Consider the following 20,871-nt stretch of genomic DNA (forward strand, 5'->3'; position numbering starts at 1 on the left):
GGTGTTGATCTTTCCTTACCAGGGACAGGATTCTTTCCTCTATCCCGGAAATCTCTTTGTCCAAGTGTTTACGATTGCGTTTTAAAGAACGGTACACCACTTTCGAGGGAATGCCCAAGGCATCTTCGCCATGCAGTTTGTTCTTGGTGGCCGTGCGATGTTTCAAAAAACTATCCAACAGCCTGAATAGTTGTAAACATTCACTCTGGACATCGGTAAGGGCATTGTAAAGCGGAACATTGTTCATTTGCGCATATTCACATATGGCCTTGGCATCACCCTTGTCCGTTTTCACCTTGGCCAACTTCATCTGTATAAAACGCTTGACCGATAAAGGATTTACAACGGAGACAGCTACTGCATTTTTATATAGAAACTGGGCAAGTCGATAATGATAATATCCCGTAGCTTCCATCACCACCAAACACTGCAAGGGTAAGTGTTTTAATAACGCTTTGAAGCCTGCCCCGTCATTCTTGAACTGGCAATGACCACTCTTGTTACCGTAAACATCAAAGACATCTTTACTAATGTCAACTCCATAAGTTTCTTTATATTTATCCATAAGAACTGTTTTAGGAAAGAACCAGCTACTGGCATCACAACAACTTGAAAACGAGATCTAAGGTCTCACAGAACTGAACGTGGTTCAAGTAGTAAAAGAGAGAGGATTATCAATGTTGTCGAAGTCGAAAGCTTCACCGTGTATATTAACCTTAATTCTCTCTTTTGTTCTTTCTGATTATACTATCAATTTAAAGAGAATCAAACTTAAGCCGTGTATAATTCATTGCTTCTGAATTTCCAACTGGGAAATTCCTACGAATTAATTGACTTTCCGTTTCGGCGGAAAAATGGTCGTCTATTTTCCCGCAACTAATCATACACGAACACGATAAAATAATTAAAAAGAGAAAATGAAAAATCAAAGTAGACTTCTTTCACTATTTCTTATCGTCACATTAGGTATGGGATGTTCAGAGCATTCGAACGTTCCTTCCTATTTACAGGAGTATCAAAAAGAGTATCAGGACAATCCTAAAGATGCCAATCTAACATGGTTTAAAAATGCCAAATACGGGATGTTTATTCATTATGGATTATATAGCATTCTGGAAAAAGGCGAATGGGTGCAATTGAGAGACACTATTCCCGTGTCAGCATATGCCAAATTGAAAGACCAATTTTCAGCCGAAAATTTTAATGCTGATGAAATAACCGATATTGCCCTACATGCGGGAATGAAATATATTACGATTACATCAAAACATCACGATGGCTTTTGCTTGTTTGAAACAAAAGAAACGGACTTTAATGTTTTGAACGCTCCAGCAAAAAGAGATTTGATCAAAGAACTTTATAGGGCCTGTGAGCAAAAAGGATTGGGATTATTTTTATACTATTCTTATGGTGCGGATTGGAAACATCCATACTTTTATTCAAGGGAAAGTGGTTGGGAAAACGCAAGACCGGCATATGTTGAACCACAGCCCGAATATAAATTTGAAAAAGATGATGATTTTAAGATTTACGTCGATTTTGTGCATGCGCAGTTGAAGGAATTACTGGGTCAATACCCAAATATAGCAGGGATATGGTTCGATCCGATCATGGGGTATTACAATCGACCCGAATTATTTCCCATTGACGAAACGTATGCGTTGATACGAAAAATTTCGCCCCATGCTTTAATTTCCTTTAAACAAGGAGCCAATGGGGATGAAGATTTTATGGCACCAGAACGAGGAGGAGGCGCTAAGGTTGGAGAACAATTTGATGTCGCAAAAATAGCCTACGAAAAAAACAAGGATAAACCACGGGAAATTTGCAATACGTTGCAGCCTCATGCGTGGGGATACAATAAGGAACATGACGGAAAACATAAAACAGCCGAGGATGTATTGGAAATGCTCAAGGATGCTGAAAAATCAAATGCAAACTTATTGCTGAATGTGGGACCAAAAGCCGATGGCTCTTTTCCCGAAGAGGACATAAAAACACTTAAAAAGACGGGTGAACTATTAAATAAAATGAAAATCGTTTTATAACAAGGTATAAGAACAATAGCCGGGAAAGCCGTAAATTCAAGGGGTTATATTCCTACCCCCCGGCTGGCGCGAGTAGCCTGTACTGAGCTAAGTCGAAGTATCCCGCTCGTGCATACTAGACCACCCCCCGAAACACTTGTGATCGTGACTCCTATGCCCCTATAATATAGTTGTACAAAATGACTTAAATGGGTCGAATTATCTCTGGGTGTCGTTAAGAACGATTATATTAGTTGGTATAAGTGGGAGTTCATCAATACCTATATCCCTATGTTGTAAGCCATTTAAACTACGCTAAATAAACAGATATGAATCTAATAAGAATAATTTTTGCCGTACTAATTCTTTCTAATTTGTCTTGTAAAAACAACGCTGAAAAATCAGAAGTTGGTTCAATTCAAAATGAGAGTACAACTCAATTTGATGTGCCTACTGCTACGGCAATCATTGAAAAACGAAATAAGGATTTTGAAGCTGCGTTAAAGGCTGGAGACTCTATTGCGGTTGGGGATATTTACACCATAGACTCAAAAGTAATTGGTTCGTATGCGGGAAGGGCCAATCTTATAAAAGAGGTCCACGGCTTAGTCCAAGATAGTATTACGGACATAAGATTTAAAATAATCAACATCTGGGGCAACGAAAATATTATTATTGAGGATGCCTATGTTGAATTTTATCATAGTAACGGTACGCTTGTGAGTAAAGGAAACTCTCTTTTCGTGTGGAAAAAAGAGGATGATACATGGCGGATTTTCCGTGATGTCTATAAATCGCAAAAGATCAAATAGCATCTAATTAACAGTAATAAAAAAACTGCCCCCCGCTGGCGCGAGTAGCCTGTACTGAGCTAAGTCGAAGTATCCCGCTCGTGCATGCCTACACTAACCCCAAAATAGTTGTGATCGTGTCTCCTGTGTACCTATAATATGGGTTGAACAATATGACGTATAGGGTCGAATCATCTCTAGGTGTCGTTAATAACGATTATATTAGATGGTATAATAGGAGTTCATCTATAACGATATCCCTTTGTTGTGCTCAATCTCACTAAACGAAAATAAGATGTATATAATTGTCATGGAATATGCAGCGCACACGCTATCGGTCAATAACACGTAAAATCATTATTAAATGGGAGAATACATGACAAAAAAGCGAATATTCTTTACCGGGGGATCGGGAAAAGCAGGAAAGCACGTCGTTCCCTACCTTCTCGACCAAGGACATAGAGTGCTGAATGTAGACCTGGTGCCCTTGGATCACCCAGGGGTAGACAATCTGATAGCTGATATTACGGATTCAGGACAAGTGTTCAATGCCATGAGTTCGTATGCCGGGTTAGATGAATTGGAACCAGGGAATGGCGTACCAAAATTTGATGCTGTAGTACATTTTGCTGCCGTGCCAAGGATCTTGATCAAAACCGATAATGAAACTTTTAGGGTCAATACCATGGGTACCTACAATGTGATCGAAGCGGCTGTTAAACTTGGAATCAAAAAGATTATTATTGCCTCATCAGAAACCACCTATGGCATCTGTTTTTCAGATGGCAAAACCAACCCTAAAGCGCTGCCTTTGGAGGAGGATTATGACGTTGACCCCATGGATAGCTACGGATTATCGAAGGTTGTAAATGAAAAAACGGCACGGAGCTTCCAGCGACGGTCAGGCTTTGATATTTATGCCCTTCGTATCGGAAATGTGATTGAACCCCACGAATACGCAGAACTGTTTCCGCATTATTTTAAAAACCCTGAAGTGCGCCGCAGGAATGCCTTCTGTTATATAGATGCGCGTGACCTGGGGCAGATTGTGGATTTATGTTTGAAAAAAGACGGCCTTGGGTATCAGATTTTCAATGCTGGAAACGATCACAACGGTGCCATTATCCCCAGCAAGGAATTAGCTGAAAAGTTCTTCCCTAATGTGCCGATCAGTCGCGAATTGGGGCAGCATGAAGCATTATTTTCGAATCGCAAAATCCGTGAAGTTCTGGGATTCAGTGAACAACATAACTGGCGAAAATACGTGAAATGGGACTGAATTCGAATTTGGAAAGCCTACGGAGACCTGAATTGTTAAAACAAAAAAAGAGTTCTTTAAGCTGGAAATGCTGTAATGGATTATCGTAAGAAAGCGATTTACCCACAAATTGGAAGGAATCAAAAAGAAAAAATACAGCGCTTAACGATGTGTATGGTGTTCATTGCAAGCAAAAACTGGCAACGCCGTATACACTAGACCGCGAGCCTGAAGCGGAGCACGAAAAGAAATAAAAACAGGACCTTACAATGACAGAAACGATTACCCTACGCGATAAACCCGCATTGCAACTGAAGTTCCATGCAGACCGTCTTGAAATTGTGGACCGTTCCGACCCGAAGAACAGTGGCACCTACCCCTTCAACAACATCAAAAATGCAAAAGTGAATGCCGAAGGTACTGACTGGTTCGTCTCGCTCATGAGTTTTATCGCAACCCTATTTGTGGGTGGGGCCCTATGGGGCAAGTATAAGAATAAAGCCCACCTGACCTTGACAACGGATGAGGACACCATTAAAATCTGGTTGGTCGAAACAGATCTTCAACAAGCGGAACGGGTGGCCGAATTGATCAATACACGAAGAACCGCCCCCCAACAACGCCCCTAAGGCCTCATGGTTTTTTGCCGATAATGCCCATATTTTTAGTATATTTCCTTTAAAACCTACCTTCAATGCACGACAAAGTAGCGTCCTATCTTGAGCATCTGAAAAGGTGGCAACCCGAATTGCGGTTGCTGCACACCATCGTGGTGGACTGTGGCCTACAGGAAGATTTTAAATGGATGCATCCCTGTTATACCTATACCCAAAAGAACATCGTGCTGCTTCAGGATTTTAAGGACTATTGCGCCCTACTCTTCCCTAAAGGGGTATTGCTTAAAGACACCGAAAATATTTTGGTGGCCATGACCGCCAATGTGCAATCGGCACGGCAGCTGCGGTTTACCCACATCGACGACATCGTGCGCCTTGAACCCATCCTCAAAGCGTATATCTTCGAGGCCATCGAGGTGGAAAAGGCAGGGTTGAAGGTAAAACTGAAGGATACGTCCGACTTTGAGGTACCCGAGGCATTGACCCGAATATTTGCGGGAAATGCGGCCTTCGAAGCGGCCTTTAACGCCCTGACCCCCGGCAGACAAAAGGGCTATCTGTTGCATTTTTCACAACCCAAACAGGCGAAGACACGCGAAGCGAGAATTGTAAGGAATATGGAACGGATCATAGACGGATATGGACTTAATGACTGTGTTTGCGGACTATCGAAACGCATGCCGAATTGTGACGGTTCGCATAAACAATTAGAAAAAAACTGAATAAAAACGTATCGACTCTAACCAACTTATGGGTGTCGGTAAGAACGCTAATCGTAGTTCGTATACGTGGGATATAGGTATTGATTATGTTCCTTTGTTGTAATGCATTAAACTGAGAACTATAGAAATGAAATTTCGCTCACTTTTTGAATCTAAAACTGAAAATCTAGGAGTAAGAATTAGACCAGCGGATTTAAAAAAAATAATGGATGGGGGAGACAGAAAATTTCACCTCAAATGGTTGACGGACAATAATTTCGTAATAAGTCTAAATTTTTCATTCGGGAGCAACTTCATATTTGACGTAAATCACCCCAATACCAAAAGTGACATTATTTTTTATGGAAAATTGACTGAAATAGAGGAGTCAAAAACAGAAATCAAATTGAAAACAAGAAGCAAGTATTTTCTAGCAATTCTATTGATGGTTTTACCATTGTTAGTCCTAGCTTTACAGATACTAATGAAAATAGAATTTCCAGTATTCTTAATCGCTTTACTATTCTTTCCCCTTATCATTATAGGTTTCTTGAACTTAATTAGGGGTGAAGAAAATAGATTATTAAGGATGTTCAAAGAATACCTGAACAATGAAATAATAACGCATCACAACAAGGTATAACCACAATTACGGCGGAAGAGGGTAACGAATAACTTAATGCAATTAAAAATGAAACAAAAATTACGTAGACCAATCACTTTATTGCTATGTGTCGCAAGTTTAAGTTGGTGTTGCACGCTAAAAGGACAGACGTATAGTGCCGATGTCATCATATATGGGGGTACATCAGGTGCTGTTATTGCGGCTGTGGAAGTAGCGAAATCGGGCAAGTCAGTAATAGTCGTTTCTCCCGACACGCATTTAGGAGGCCTGTCGGCTGGAGGATTGGGATGGTCAGACACAGGGAATAAAAATACGATTGGAGGGTTATCACGTGAATTTTATCATCGTGTGTGGAAAAAATATCAAGACAAAGAGGCCTGGAAATTGGAGGATAAAAGCAAATTCGGCAACAAAGGTCAAGGTACCACCGCAATGGATTCCATAAATGGAACGATGTGGATATTCGAACCCCATATTGCAGAACAAGTATATGAAGAACTCATTGAGGAAAATGGGATTACGGTGTATAGAAATGAATGGCTCGATAGAGCGAATGGCCTAGTCAAGGAAAATGGTAATATAGAATCCTTTGAGACGTTATCAAAAAAAAGATTTAAAGGAAAAATATTTATTGACGCTACGTATGAAGGGGATTTAATGGCATCGGCAGGAATTTCATATCATGTTGGCAGGGAGGCCAATCGTGTCTATGATGAGACATGGAATGGAGTTCAGGTTGGAACATTACATCATCAACACTGGTTTAAATCAGATATTTCCCCATATAAAATACCTTCAGATCCCCAAAGTGGTTTATTGCCCCGTATTTCTGCTGAACCCCCCGGTGCATATGGAGAAGGAGATGATAAAATTCAAGCCTATTGTTTTAGAATGTGTATGACAGATCACCCAAAGAACCGGGTACCTTTCCCAAAACCTGCAAATTACGACCCCTCACAATATGAATTACTGGCGCGTATGTTCGCGACAGGAAGACGCGATTGGTTTAGTAAATTTGATATGCTTCCAAATAGAAAAACCGACACAAACAATCATGGTCCATTCAGTAGTGACAATATTGGAATGAACTATGATTATCCCGATGCAACTTATGAGCGAAGAAAGGAAATAGTACAAGAGCATAAAGAGTATCAAATGGGATTGTTATACTTTGTCGCAAACGATCCACGTGTACCCGATGAAATTAGGCTAGAGATGCAAAAATGGGGGCTTGCGAAAGATGAATTCGTAGATAATGATAATTGGCCCCATCAAATTTATGTTAGGGAAGCGCGTAGAATGATCGGTGACTATGTAACTACAGAACATGATGTTGCCAGTAGCGTAGATACGCCCCGTTCAGTAGGCATGGGATCTTATGCTATGGATTCCCATAATGCGCAACGATATGTCAAGCCTGATGGATTTGTTCAAAACGAAGGAGATATTGGCACGCATGTCGAAAAACCGTATAAGATATCATATGGTTCGCTTATCCCTAAGAAAAATGAATGTAAAAATCTCCTTGTACCCGTTTGTGTTTCCTCTAGTCATATTGCGTTCGGTTCGATACGCATGGAACCTGTCTTTATGATCCTTGGGCAATCTGCTGCCGTAGCGGCATGTATGTCTATTGACCAAAAAATTGCTGTACAGGATTTGAACTATGAAGATCTTAAAAAAGTGCTTCTGCAAAAAAGGCAAGTACTTGAGTATGACAACTAATTCTTTTGGTAAGAACCTTGCATACAGTACAAAAAGCTACCTTAGTACTTCGATAATAACGCCATTAACATGAACAAAATATACTTGTTTTTAGTTGCAGCCGCCTTGCTTGGTTCCTGTTCGAATGACGACCCTGAACCTAAGAAGGATTTTGGCGCCTTACAGCAGATCGATAGTTATGCTGATGGCACTAAATGGCAGACGACACAGTTGGAGTACGCCCAAGACAAACAACTGCATGCATTGACCGTAAACACCATGACCGCAGCTGAAAATAGGTATGTGTTGACCTATGAAAATGGGATTGCAACCGGATTACAATTGGCTATTGACTACTACCAGCCTTCAAATACGGACCAAAACATCGCGTATGACATCACCTATGATGCGAATGGGATTACGGTGACGCCAACCACTACAAATGGCAATAAGGTCATCATACGCACGACCGACGGGTTTATTGATTATTATGTCATCTTCTATGGTGAAAATGATGAATTATATACTGAGGAAACATTTACCAGAAACCCGGACAATACGATAAAAAGCGTATATGTGTATGACACCAACCAATCGGATGCAACGATTTTTGTTTGGGAACATACGTTTTCCGATTTCGATATGAGCGTAAATCTCAACCCAGTGTATAACCCTATTTTCGAACTCTTGGATCTTGATCTGATCAGGATATTGAACTTGAAGATCTCGACGGGAAACCCTACCCTATCGTACCGGAGAACCGGTAACGATCCCCAAAAAAGTACATACCGCACTCTTGCCTTTGAGGCGACGACCAATGGCTTTGTGGAAAAATGTACGTTGAACACAGACGCTAGTTTTTTTAACTACGTTTTTACCTACGAGGAGTAAAAATCAGGGTAAAACACAAGGCTACTTAGGGCAAAAGATCTTTTGACCATCACGTAATCCCTATCACTGGGCCGCGCACCAAAAGCGTACATTGGGTCTTGGGATTGCGGTTCCTACTCAGGGCCTGTCCCATACGGTATAAGTGCCCCTTTACCATCGAAGACCAGCGTTCATAACTGTTGCCTTTTCCAGTGGGAAAATCCGGCACAAAAAACTACCTTAGTACTTCGGAGTCAAGGTCGGGAGGTGCCTGCATTATCATGCTTCCTGCTTTGCGTAGCCCTTGCAATGGGATCTTGGCCAAACCGTTCCAAAATACCAAATAACCGATACGATGCCTGAACCTGTAAAGAATATCGACAATTATTTAGACACCCATTACATACACCGAAGCAATTGGTTACGGGCCGCAGTGCTTGGGGCAAATGACGGCATTTTGTCAACGGCGAGTATTGCCATAGGGGTTGCTGCGGCCAGTGACGTGAGAGACCCCGTTATATTGGCCACCTTAGCCGGCTTGGTCGCCGGGGCCTTATCGATGGCGGCCGGCGAATACGTCTCGGTCAGTTCCCAGACCGATGTGGAAAAAGCCGATATAGAACGGGAGAAAATAGAACTCGCGGAGACGCCCGACATCGAATTGCAGCTGTTGGCCGAGATCTATGAAAGAAGAGGCCTTAAAAAAGAAACCGCCCGTATCGTGGCCAAAGAAATGACCGAACACGATGCCTTGGGCGCACATATACGGGATGAATTGGGGCTCAATGAAATCAGCAAGGCCAAACCGATGCAGGCGGCATTTGCTTCGGGTGCCGCCTTTACCGTTGGCGGCCTACTCCCCTTCCTGGTAACCCTCTTTCTCCCTTTAAATACGATGGAATATTCCCTTTACGGGTTTGCGCTGTTCTTTCTTGTCATTTTAGGGGCATTGGCCGCCAAGACCGGGGGATCGAGCATTGCGAAGGCCGTTATCAGGATTACCTTCTGGGGTACCGTGGCCATGGGGCTAACGGCCTTTGTCGGCTATTTGTTCTCTGTGAATATCGCATAACAACAGCATGAAAAGGATCGGAAAAAAATACATGCTACCGCCTAAGGAATTTGCGAAAAGGGTATTGAAATATACCGTTTTTTCAATAGGCCTTTTGACCTTTTCATTGGGTATTGGCATTTTGGGATATCATTATATCGGTGCTTTGAATTGGATCGATAGCCTCTATAATGCTTCGATGATATTAACGGGCATGGGCCCGGTGAACGAACTGCAAACAGATTCCGCGAAAGTATTCGCATCGATCTATGCGATCTTTAGTGGCGTTATTTTTTTAAGTACCGTGGCCATATTTTTCGCCCCATTTGCCCATAGGTTGATGCATTTGTTGAAGATCGAGGAACTCGAGGACTAAAAGAACCACGCCTACCCTACCCTGTGGGGCAATGCACCCCTAAGCATACAGCCGGTATTAGGCTTTCAAGGCCTCGTAATGCCAGATTGCATGGCCCATTCGATGATTTTGATCACATCAAGGGCCTGTGCCGGGGAAATAAGCAATGGGGCATTCCCTTTTAAAACATCATATACATTGGTATAGAATTGATCATACCCTCCGGTTTCGGTCTTGATCCGTTCGGTAGTATTCGCAGCATAAAGGGTCAATACCCCATAATTTTCTTCCAGATCTTCCCCGATCCCTTCCCAGGGTATAGGATGCTCGGCCAATCTACTTTCTTGGGGATCCTGGCCATATTTTACAAAACTCCCCTTGGTTCCCAAAAGTGAAATCGTTGGCCTGCGTTCTTGGGTCAACATATCTGACACTAGGGTCGCCTTAAAATCTTTATAGAAAAAGGTGATCTTAAAATAATCGATTACTTTTCCATTTACACGTTGAATTTGCAGATCGGCTTCAAGGTCCAATGGCCACCCGAACAGCACTAGCACCTGATCGATCAAATGGGAACCGATATCGTACAAAATTCCCGCCCCGGGATAGGGATCTTCTTTCCAAGCCTTGGGACCTAACTCCGGTCGAAACCGATGTACGGCCAAGGTACACTCCTTTAGCGCTCCCAAACGCTGTGAGGCCAGCAGTTTATGCACGGTCTTAAAACCGCCTTCACAGCGTTTGTTGTGGTACACGGCGAGCAGTAACCCTTGCTGCTTCGCAAGGGCCAAAAGGGCTTTCCCTTCCTTGGCGGTGGCCGTCATGGGCTTTTCCAAGACCACATGTTTCCCGGCAGCTAAGGCGGCCTTAGCCATTTCAAAATGCAAATAGGTGGGTCCGTTTATCACGATCAGGGGTACCTCTTTATGGGTGATCAGTTCCTCAATACTCCGGACGATGGTCGCATGGGGATAGAACGCCTTTGAGTTCGATTTTGTGCGTTCCAATATCAATTGCAATTCAAAGTTGGGGCTCCTTTGAATAAAGGGGGCATGAAAAATACGACCACTCATTCCAAAGGAAGCCAGGCCTACCTTAATTGGTGAATCAGACATAAAAGGGTTTTGACGTTCATTTTTTTAATTCCATAAAGTTACATGGACCATAACCAATCCCAGTAAAATTATTGCTCTTTATTGTATTTCCACTATTTTCAAAGTATGGATTTCTCGATGCCGAGTGGCATCGTATGCCTTTAACAACCCTATAAAATTTTGTGGTGATATATGTTGTTCCTAGTATTAATTATACTAATATTATTCTAATGGTTAGCGTATCTTAGTTTATCATAAAAAGGATAAAACCCAAGGCGTTGACAACGATACGTTCATAGTCACGGAAAAGAAATATAGACATTATTGATATAATGATGAAATCAAGAAATTCTCGAAACCATTTCTTAAGCCTAGGCGTCGTACTCCTCGCATTTATATTGATGGATTGCGCTAAGGATGAGCAGGAGGAAGATTTGCATAGAAAAGGAAATATACGCGACCCAGCTTTTGAATTAGCCTTGATCGATTTAGGGCATGATGCTGTTTTTGATGGACAAATCTTGATCAATAAATTAAAGGATATAAAAGAATTGGATGTGAGTGACACCGATATAACCGACCTAAGTGGGATTGAATGGTTTACGGGATTGACATCCTTAAACTGTAGCAATACACCTTTAAAAACCTTAGACCTAACCAATAATAAGGCACTGGTAGCATTGGATTGTTCAATAACCGATCTTCAACGTTTAAATACAAATGAAAACGTGAATCTGGAGATTTTAAAATGTAGCGGTAATAACTTTGTAGACGTTGATCTTAGCAATAATGTTGCCTTAAAAAGCTTTGATTGTAGTTATAACGCGCTATTGAAAAATCTGGATATAACCAATAACGTGGCATTGGAAACATTGTATTGCTCCCAAAATATTGGACTTGAAAATTTGGATGTAAGTAAGAACATAAATTTAGTGACCTTCAATTGTACCCGTTCGGCTTTAAAAAATTTAGACCTTACTGCTAATAGTGTTTTAAAAACTTTGGATTGTTCGTGGGGCGTTGTTGAAAGTTTGATAATAAAGGATAATACCAATTTGGAGTATGTAGACTGTTCTGGTAATCGCATTAATGCGCTGGATCTAAGCAGTACCTCTAATATAAAGTATTTGGATTGTGGTTATAATGGGACTATGTCGAGTTTAAATGTGAATAATAAACCCTATTTAGAAACCCTTATTTGTGCAGTAAACAACTCTACGGCATTGGATGCTAGCAATAATCCATCCCTAAAAACAATGGATTGTAGCTTTAACCAGATTTCCAGTTTAAATGTTAGTAATAGTAATGCCATCGAAATATTGGAGTGTAGAGACAACAACCTTGAAAGTTTGGATTTGGCAAACAAATTGGTTTTAAAGGAGTTGTTTCTTGGTAATAATGAAATTACAAGCTTAAATTTAAACGGCTGTGTTGCTTTAAAAATAGTGTTGGCATATGATAACAGGATTACGGATTTGGATTTGAGTGATAATGTAGCGTTAGAAGTATTAGATCTTAATTTCAATTCGTTAAACGCTTTGGATGTCACCCATAATATCAATTTAAAGAATTTATATCTCCCATCAAATAATATTGAAAATCTGGATGTAAGTAATAATATTTTATTGGAATATTTACTTTGTGGCAATAACCCAATTTTAAATTTAGATGTATATAACAATACGGCCTTGCAATATTTATGGTGTGAAACTACCTCAATTAGCAGTTTAAATGTAAGCAACAACACATTGCTAAACTATTTACTGTGTTACGACAACAGTAATTTAACCTGCATTCAGGTAAGTGAAGCACAATTGGTTGCTATTCCTAGGGATTGGTCAAAAGATGAAGCAGCAGTGTATAATACAAATTGTAATTAGGGATTTTTAGTTAGGGTGTACCCGAGAGGTGCCGATGGCCGAAAAGGGATTAAAGGGTTAAAGGAATAAATTTCTTTGTTGCTTACCTTTTCCTCAACGAATTTTGATGATCAAGGGTTTTCATTGGGCAACAGCCAATTAATAAAATAAAATATGGGATGAAAAAGACCCTACAATTACTTGTACTGGCTTTGGTACTCATTTCCCAATCGTGCGAAGATGATGATTGTGGGGATATATCATGCTTTACAGAACCCACCCCATTCGAGTTTGAGTTGGTCGATAAGACCACCGGTGAAAATCTATTCACCAACAACACCTTTGATCCCTCGGACCTCAAGGTCATCGATCGTGCCGATGATCGTGCGGTGGAATTTGCCTTCATTTCGGAGAACGATTACAATATTATCGGGGTTTATACCATTGGTTGGCAAACGGAGACAGTTCAATACGCCTTCCAAATCGGTTCCGAACCCCTATTTGAACTGTTTGTGGATGGTGAAAGATTGAATATCAATTGTTGCAGTTATACGGAATACAACGAAATACGAATCGAGAACGCCGAATTTCAACTGGACGAACAAAGAGGGATCTATAAAATTTTGGTGGAATAGGGTTTTGACTGTACCAAAAACGGTTTGTTTTACCAGGGCAAGATCCCAAATGATCCCCAGTACGGACCCTATGCACTCCTTCCCTTAAAAGCGTGCCGATGACCTTGTGCTTTGCCTACATTTTCGTACCTTACTTCCTTAAATTTTTTACCCTCGAATATTCATAATAAACACAACATTTCCAATGAAAAACAACACAAAAACCCTCGCTATCGCATGCAGTGCGATCTTTCTATTCGCAAGCACCTTTGGATGTAAGGACAAGGCACCGAAAACCGATGAAGCGGAAGCCACCGAAGTACAGGCCGAAGTCGAACCCGATTTTCAGATCTCCTTGGCCCAATGGTCCCTGCACAAAACCTTTTTTGGGGTAGAAACCATGGATTTTGCCGCATTTGGTAAAACCCTGCAAGAATCCCCCGACGACTTGTTAAAGGGCCCAGATCCCATGGAATTTCCCGCAATGGCTGCAGCGTATGGCATAAATACCATAGAATTGGTGAATACCTTCTACTTCAGTAAAGGCGAAGATATGGACTATTGGGCCGCCTTTAAAAAGAAATGTGATGAGGCCGGGGTAACGGTAGGCTTGATCATGTGCGATGCCTTGGGTAATCTTGGGGATGCCGATCCCGAAAAGCGCAAGGCTACGGTTGAAAACCATTACAAATGGGTCGATGTCGCCAAATTCTTGGGTGCACATTCCATTCGTGTAAATGCAGCGGGTGAAGGTACCGCCGAAGAAGTGGCCGAACATGCGGTCGCCGGACTTAAAAGTTTGGGAGAATATGGAGCTACCAAAGGCATCAACATCATTGTTGAAAACCATGGTGGGTATTCCTCCGATGGTACATGGCTCAGTGGGGTCATGGCCAAAGTAGGTATGGACAATGTGGGTACGCTTCCTGATTTCGGGAATTTCTGTATCGAAAGGGGTCCCGATGGTTGTATCAAGGAATATGACCGGTATAAGGGAATCGCAGAATTAATGCCCTATGCCAAAGGGGTAAGTGCCAAATCCCATGATTTTGATGAAAATGGCAATGAAGTGCATTCCGATTTTCTACGTATCATGAAAATTGTAAAGGAATCCGGTTTTAAAGGGTATGTAGGTATCGAATACGAAGGTACCGAACTCTCGGAAGACGAAGGGATCAAAGCCACCAAAGCCCTGCTTGAGCGGGTATTTCAGGAGCTTTAGGCAAACAGGTCATATTCAAAAATAACACATACACCCCTTGTCCTTCCGATTACCGTGAAAGGCAAGGGGTTTTTCTGATAATTTCGTTCAAAATCAAGGGAATTCCTGATATATAATGTTGTTGCGAATTTTTATCACGCCCTTTGATGCTTTAGGAAGTGAACGTTTGATTATTTGGTATATTCCCTATCATTGACATTTAGGGAATGGGGTTAGCATGCGTATAAAATGAAACGATTTAAAAAGGTCTTTAAAATTTTCTTGTATCTCCTTAGCGGTCTCTTTGTGATACTTCTGGGTCTGGTCATCGTACTATGGTTAAAAAGTCCGGGGACAACAGATCCGATCGTAGACGCCAATGACAAATTGATGCCCAATAGCATTGCCACTATAGAAAACGTAACCCTTGGCAATATGGAACAGACTCTTATAATTCGAGGGGCTGATCGTACAAAGCCTGTCATGCTTTTTCTACATGGAGGTCCCGGAAGTCCGGAATTGATATTCCTGCGAAATACGAACAGTGCCATTGAGAATGATTTTGTGATGGTGTATTGGGAACAAAGGGGGGCTGGTAAATCCTATTCAGAAGAAATCCCGGTTGAAAGCATGAATCTTGAGCAGTTCATATCGGATACCAAAGAACTTAGTGAACTGCTTGCCAAACGGTTTGGAAAAGAAAAGATCTATATCATGGGACATTCCTGGGGATCGCTACTAGGGATTTTGACCGCTTACCAATACCCTGAACTGTTTTATGCCTACTTTGGAATTGGTCAGGTAGGTCATCAATACAAAGGGGAACAAATTTCCACGGAATGGGTGAAGGACCAGGCCCAAAAGCACAATGACAAGGATGCCATTGAAGCACTCGCCGCAATGTCCTTCCCAGATTCCCTTGCCAATAGCGATGCATGGTGGGACTATTTGGCGGTGGAACGCAACTATGTAATGCAATTCGGAGGTGGGGTAACCCATGAAATGCGTGGGATGTGGCCCGTGGTTCAAATGATCCTTGAGGCAAAAGAATATACTTTTGGGGAGAAGATGGATTATCTGAAGGCTTCCACGTTCTCGATAAAGCATCTCTGGCCCGACGTAATCGATACGAATCTATTCCGTGAAATCGATAGCATGCAAGTACCCGTATATATTTTACAAGGCGTACATGATTACCAGACCCCTTATTCGTTGGCCAAGGATTTTTATGATCAATTAAAAGCCCCTCAAAAGGCCTTTTATACATTTAAAAATTCGGCACATAGTCCCTTGATGGAAGAGGCTGAACGGTTTAACACGATAGTTCGGGAAAGAGCGGTGGGAAAATGAATAGCACCCCTAAAATCAGAGTAACGATTTTTCCACTAACGTTGCCTTTGTTTTTTAATGTCCATCCCAGAATTTCTGTTCAATCTGATCCAAGAGTTGTTCAAATTTGGGCAACGCTTTTATGTTGTCCATAAAGGGGTCGACTTTCAATACAGAACATAGGATTAATACCCTAGCGGAATCTAAAATAAAATTGTATCTTGTTATGCCTTAGTCTAGTACATCATCTTCCCCCTGGCTTGGCAGGTTCCCCATACTTAAAAAATAAAACCATCGAAACATGAGAATCGCTATTCTTCTACCTATGCTATTTGCGGGCCTTATGATTAGTGCCCAAGAAAAACTTCCGATACTGGACATGCACTTGCATGCGCTTCCGGCAACCCAGAACGGACCACCACCAAACGCCATTTGCGCCCCACCGACAGAAATGCCGGCACATGACCCTGCAACGCCTTGGGCACAGGCTTTTGGTGATTGGCTAAAAAATCCGGACTGTGAAAATGCCATATGGGGTCCTGTTACCGATAAGGAAGTTATGGATCAAACCTTGGAATTGCTAAGAAAGCACAATATCTATGGTATGACTAGCGGGTCTTTGCTAGACGAGTATATTAAAAATGGGGAAGATCGCATTATTCCTGGCTTGGGTTTTAGTTTTTTCAATCCTGATTTGACCCCTGAAAAAGTACGGGAACACTTGTCCTCCGGAACGTATAAAGTATTCGGTGAGGTGGCTATTCAATATAATGGTGTTTCGCCTAGTGATTCGCTTTTTGCACCCTACGCGGCAATTGCCGAAGAATTGGATATTCCAATAGGAATACATGTGGGAACGGGGCCACCAGGGGCCGCTTACCTTCCAGGAGTCCAAAATTATCGGGGAAGATTACATAGTCCACTGGTAGTCGAGGAACTGTTGATGCGCCATCCGAAGCTGAGAATTTATTTAATGCACGCGGGATATCCCATGATAGATGACCTACTTGCCGTACTGTGGACCCATCCTCAGGTGTATGTTGATGTCGGGGTCATTTGCTATGCGATACCAAGAAAGGCATTTCACGAATATTTAAGGCGTATCGTAGACGCCGGTTATGGAAAACGCGTCCTATTCGGTTCGGATCAAATGAATTGGCCCGGAACCATAGAAGTTGGCATTGAGGCCATCAATACAGCGGATTTCTTGAATCCAAACCAAAAACGGGATATTTTATATAACAATGCCGCCAAGTTCCTACGCTTAAGCGATGAAGAGATAGCAAGGCATCACGGCCACTGATTTACACAGCACGTTCCGATGGAAAAAAATCCTTCTTAAAAAGAACCCCTGACATTATCTGTCACTACCTCTTTTAATTTTGTGGTATTGTTTAACAACTAAAACATATACAACCATGAAAAATGCGATCAACTGGTTTGAAATACCAGCAACGAATTACGAAAGGGCGAAAAAGTTTTACAACACGATGTTGGGAATTAAAATCGCCGATATGCACATGCCAGAAGGCAAATATGGGATGTTCCCGTATGACAACGACAATAATGGTGTCGGTGGCGGACTTGTTGAAATGAAGGGTGCCAAGCCTTCCGCCGAAGGGGTGACCATTTACCTGAACGGTGGTGATGACCTCAGCGGTCCCCTTTCCCGGGTAGAGGCTGCCGGGGGTAAAATAGTAATGCCCAAGACCGATATTGGCGAAAACGGCTTTATGGCCCAATTGCTCGATACCGAAGGGAACAGAGTGGCGTTACACTCCTGGAATTAATTCCACCTACTGTCATGTCGAGTCCTTCGACGCAGCCTGTACCGAGCGAAGTAGAGGTGCTCAGGACAAGCTAGGTCGAAAGGCGCCAAATGACCACTAACAAAGTTATTTGATTCCCCATAAAAACTTACTTTTATGGGGAATCTGTTATTGTCTTATGTCACAGCTACCGCGACTAATCAGCATATTGACGCTTTTAAAATCCCGACGGGTTTTAACGGCCACCGAACTGTCCGATAAGTTCGGGGTAAGCATACGTACGGTTTACCGCGATATTCAAAAACTGATTGAGGCCGGGGTGCCTGTGATGACCCTCGAAGGTCGTGGTTACACCCTGATGGATGGGTATACCGTGGCCCCGGTACAGTTTACCGAGAAAGAGGCCAATGCCCTGATCACCGCACAGCATGTGGTTAAAAAAAGCAAGGATGCTTCTTTTGTCTCCGATTTCGGGGATGCCCTTACCAAAATAAAATCGGTGTTCCGCTCTTCCGTATTGGAGAAAAGTGAACTATTGAACAATAAAATACATGTATTCGACCATAGCTTCGAAAACATTTCGAGCAATGCGCTTTCAGAGATCCAGTTGGCCATTACCCATTTCAAGTATATGGAAATCAATTACCGCAAGGCCGATGATCCCAATATCTCTTTTCGTAAAATAGAACCTTGTGCCCTATTTGCTACCTACGAAAAATGGATCTTGATCGCCTGGTGCCATTTACGAAAAGATTATCGGGCTTTTCGCATCGATCGCATCCAACATTTTAAGATCCTACACGAGCAATTCGAGGACCGTAAATTCAGCATCCAGGAGTATTTTAATTCATGTCCATATGACATGTAGGATATCTATTTTCCCCAAACCTCTATTTCCTTCCAAGATACCCAAGAAGGACTATCGGTAGTCGTAATACGTATAAAACGATATGGCGTCACAGTGGACAGCTCATGCACCAGCACATCGTCCTCTTTGGTTTCCCCTGAAAAGGTCTGTAGGGTATCCCATGCCGTACCATCGATACTTGCTTCCACAATATGAGTAGTATTTCCCGATGGATATTGAGCCACACGTAAGGTAATTTCATAAAGGTCATATACCATCTCAAGGTCTATTTCAATCCATTGGGTCGGATTTTGACCTGAACCCCATTGGGAGACGACATCCCCATCAACGGCCATTTCAGGAGTCTCGGTAGAGAGGTTTTCAGAGGCAGTTACCGGTTTGTTCAAAGCTACATTAACGGGGAGTAAAAAATTCTCGTCGCAAGGATCCGGATAATTTATAGGGGCCATGGCATTCAACATTTCCTGATTTTCATCCATAAAGCCCCAACTTGTATCGTTGGCATTCCCAGCTCCCCTGTACATACCCCAATACAGCCAGCCATCAAAACCGTAGGAACAAGCTTCTGCTTGATAGGATTGCATGGTCTCTATCGCATCATCCAATACCGGGTACCGATCTATAAACGCACCGTATTCCCCTAGAATTATCGGCTTTGATTCATAACCTACCATTCCGAAGTTCTCAACCAGCGGATATAGCGGATCATCCCCGGGGTAGGCATGAAAGTCAAAAAAATCAAGATCGGCTTGGTAAAGCAAGTCTGCGGTTTCTACATATCTAAAATCGCCAAGACCGATGGGGTTTGGATAATTAGGATTAAAAAAGCCCATAGTCACCAAGGCATTGGAATCATATTTTGTAATGATTTCCCTCGCCTTGGCAATGTAGTGGACCATACCTTCAACAGCCATTGATTTTCTATCCGCTTCACTGGCCATATCATAGCTTTTGCCATTGGCCGTGGTTATAATTTGAGAGCTAAGACTAAAGGGGGGCTTATCCTTAAAATACCATTGTTCATTCAATATGGACCATCCTAATATACTTTCGAACGGGGCGCCCCTGTCGTATAGGGCTTTTAAAAGGTCTTCCCAGTACTTTTGCGCAGACTCAATACCTTTTGGGGTCAAATAATGCGCATTCCGATAGCCTTCGAACTGCTCATTCGCCCCTGAATTCGAAATATCCCAATAGCCCCCAGTATCTGGCAGATCATTGGAAGTCAATAAAAGAAATATCCCCTCATCGTACGCGATTTGGAGCGTCTGCGCCATATTCTCTATGTAATTCGGATTTAAGCCTGGACTTGAGATATTACCGATACAATCCGGCCCATCGTTACACGTGTCCATAAAAATACGGATGGTATTGAAGCCATTGGCGACCAAATGCTTAAAGTCTGCCTTTACCCGTGATGCATCAAAATTTCCGGGTGCAAAAAAACGATCTTGGATTATACCGTTGTGGGCTACTAACCAAATATAGTTTACACCGCGCATTACGAATTCCTCGTCTTTTGCTTTGTTCCAAAACTTTGCGGTGCCTTCTAGCCTTTTTATTTCTATGGCATGAGGAGCTTGTATAATAACAGGCTGTTCAACGGTGGTAGTGTCTTTCGTGGGAGGTATTGTATTTTCTACGGAAGGTTTTTTAACCGCTTCTTCCTTCGAACAGGAAGCAAAACAAACGCCCCATACATATAAAATTCCAAGAAATAGGAATTTGGGAATTTTAATAAAAAATGAATTTTCCATCACAAATTAAAATACAGATTGTCCTAAACATGCATTATGCGGAAACTTTCAATCTTTATTCTAAATATAAATAGATTCCATACCCAAAATTCTGTAATTGTATGATCTACATGTTTTTTGGTATCATCTACATTCAACTTGTATATTCTGTTTAATCTATAGTGTATTTACAGTCGAATAGTAAGATAAACGAGAACGGTGATGATAGCTATCAAACTATGACATCACTCATAACCTATCAGGACAAAAATCGACATCCCGCTAAGTAGAACCTACCTTTCGGACAAAAAAAAGAAGGGTTCGTCAGCTACGCACCATTCCCAAAAAGAATAACATATATATTTCCTAGGCAATTCAAGTGCAACCAACAAAATCAACTGT

General features: G+C 42.0%; 20 protein-coding genes. 17 read left to right on the forward strand and 3 right to left on the reverse strand.

Annotation, left to right across the window (positions count from 1 at the left end; translation table 11 throughout):
• Positions 1-565 (reverse strand): IS110 family transposase (locus tag WBM98_RS07415; RefSeq protein ID WP_424365387.1); only part of this gene is annotated, 565 nt, incomplete at its 3' end.
• Between the two features lie 352 nt (positions 566-917).
• Between WBM98_RS07415 and WBM98_RS07420 the strand changes: the two genes are divergently transcribed.
• The 10 genes from WBM98_RS07420 (at position 918) to WBM98_RS07465 (ending at position 10,020) form a co-directional block, all read left to right on the forward strand.
• Entirely contained in the window at positions 918-2,048 is a 1,131-nt protein-coding gene (locus tag WBM98_RS07420) for an alpha-L-fucosidase (protein WP_424365388.1), read from the forward strand.
• A 308-nt stretch (positions 2,049-2,356) separates the two neighbouring features.
• Positions 2,357-2,839: a nuclear transport factor 2 family protein gene (locus WBM98_RS07425; protein WP_424365389.1), complete on the forward strand. Its 483-nt coding sequence runs from the start codon at positions 2,357-2,359 to the stop codon at positions 2,837-2,839.
• Between the two features lie 355 nt (positions 2,840-3,194).
• Positions 3,195-4,097, forward strand: coding sequence for an NAD-dependent epimerase/dehydratase family protein (locus WBM98_RS07430; RefSeq protein WP_424365390.1), 903 nt, complete (start codon positions 3,195-3,197; stop codon positions 4,095-4,097).
• A gap of 248 nt (positions 4,098-4,345) precedes the next feature.
• Positions 4,346-4,705 (forward strand): hypothetical protein, encoded by a 360-nt coding sequence (locus WBM98_RS07435; RefSeq protein ID WP_424365391.1) that lies wholly within the window; start codon positions 4,346-4,348, stop codon positions 4,703-4,705.
• A gap of 65 nt (positions 4,706-4,770) precedes the next feature.
• On the forward strand, positions 4,771-5,415 hold the full coding sequence (locus WBM98_RS07440; RefSeq protein ID WP_424365392.1) for a DUF1801 domain-containing protein: 645 nt from the start codon (positions 4,771-4,773) through the stop codon (positions 5,413-5,415).
• A gap of 127 nt (positions 5,416-5,542) precedes the next feature.
• Positions 5,543-6,037: a hypothetical protein gene (locus WBM98_RS07445; protein WP_424365393.1), complete on the forward strand. Its 495-nt coding sequence runs from the start codon at positions 5,543-5,545 to the stop codon at positions 6,035-6,037.
• Between the two features lie 48 nt (positions 6,038-6,085).
• Entirely contained in the window at positions 6,086-7,744 is a 1,659-nt protein-coding gene (locus tag WBM98_RS07450) for an FAD-dependent oxidoreductase (protein WP_424365394.1), read from the forward strand.
• A 69-nt stretch (positions 7,745-7,813) separates the two neighbouring features.
• Complete coding sequence (locus tag WBM98_RS07455) at positions 7,814-8,614, forward strand: hypothetical protein (protein WP_424365395.1); 801 nt, start codon at positions 7,814-7,816, stop codon at positions 8,612-8,614.
• A 334-nt stretch (positions 8,615-8,948) separates the two neighbouring features.
• Complete coding sequence (locus tag WBM98_RS07460) at positions 8,949-9,665, forward strand: VIT1/CCC1 transporter family protein (RefSeq protein WP_424365396.1); 717 nt, start codon at positions 8,949-8,951, stop codon at positions 9,663-9,665.
• Positions 9,666-9,672: 7 nt separating this feature from the next.
• Entirely contained in the window at positions 9,673-10,020 is a 348-nt protein-coding gene (locus WBM98_RS07465) for a hypothetical protein (protein WP_424365397.1), read from the forward strand.
• Between the two features lie 65 nt (positions 10,021-10,085).
• Here the strand turns inward: WBM98_RS07465 and WBM98_RS07470 are convergent, their stop codons facing one another.
• Positions 10,086-11,114 carry a Gfo/Idh/MocA family oxidoreductase gene (locus WBM98_RS07470; RefSeq protein ID WP_424365398.1) on the reverse strand — a complete coding sequence of 343 codons (1,029 nt, stop codon included), beginning with the start codon at positions 11,112-11,114 and terminating at the stop codon, positions 10,086-10,088.
• Positions 11,115-11,425: 311 nt separating this feature from the next.
• On the opposite strand from WBM98_RS07470, the gene WBM98_RS07475 reads away from it, so the two are divergent.
• The 7 genes from WBM98_RS07475 (at position 11,426) to WBM98_RS07505 (ending at position 18,733) form a co-directional block, all read left to right on the forward strand.
• Positions 11,426-12,973, forward strand: coding sequence for a hypothetical protein (locus tag WBM98_RS07475; RefSeq protein WP_424365399.1), 1,548 nt, complete (start codon positions 11,426-11,428; stop codon positions 12,971-12,973).
• 158 nt (positions 12,974-13,131) lie between these two features.
• Positions 13,132-13,587, forward strand: a complete 456-nt coding sequence (locus tag WBM98_RS07480) for a hypothetical protein (protein ID WP_424365400.1) — start codon at positions 13,132-13,134, stop codon at positions 13,585-13,587.
• A 184-nt stretch (positions 13,588-13,771) separates the two neighbouring features.
• A complete protein-coding gene (locus tag WBM98_RS07485; RefSeq protein WP_424365401.1) occupies positions 13,772-14,788 on the forward strand; it encodes a sugar phosphate isomerase/epimerase family protein in 1,017 nt (338 codons plus the stop codon).
• 228 nt (positions 14,789-15,016) lie between these two features.
• Positions 15,017-16,117 carry an alpha/beta fold hydrolase gene (locus tag WBM98_RS07490; RefSeq protein WP_424365402.1) on the forward strand — a complete coding sequence of 367 codons (1,101 nt, stop codon included), beginning with the start codon at positions 15,017-15,019 and terminating at the stop codon, positions 16,115-16,117.
• Between the two features lie 280 nt (positions 16,118-16,397).
• A complete protein-coding gene (locus WBM98_RS07495; RefSeq protein WP_424365403.1) occupies positions 16,398-17,399 on the forward strand; it encodes an amidohydrolase family protein in 1,002 nt (333 codons plus the stop codon).
• 115 nt (positions 17,400-17,514) lie between these two features.
• Positions 17,515-17,886: a VOC family protein gene (locus WBM98_RS07500; RefSeq protein ID WP_424365404.1), complete on the forward strand. Its 372-nt coding sequence runs from the start codon at positions 17,515-17,517 to the stop codon at positions 17,884-17,886.
• Positions 17,887-18,043: 157 nt separating this feature from the next.
• Positions 18,044-18,733: a helix-turn-helix transcriptional regulator gene (locus WBM98_RS07505; RefSeq protein ID WP_424365405.1), complete on the forward strand. Its 690-nt coding sequence runs from the start codon at positions 18,044-18,046 to the stop codon at positions 18,731-18,733.
• 5 nt (positions 18,734-18,738) lie between these two features.
• Here the strand turns inward: WBM98_RS07505 and WBM98_RS07510 are convergent, their stop codons facing one another.
• On the reverse strand, positions 18,739-20,490 hold the full coding sequence (locus tag WBM98_RS07510; RefSeq protein WP_424365406.1) for a discoidin domain-containing protein: 1,752 nt from the start codon (positions 20,488-20,490) through the stop codon (positions 18,739-18,741).
• Positions 20,491-20,871: the final 381 nt, after the last annotated feature.

Source organism: Maribacter sp. (genome assembly GCF_049667165.1).
Lineage (GTDB): Bacteria > Bacteroidota > Bacteroidia > Flavobacteriales > Flavobacteriaceae > Maribacter_A.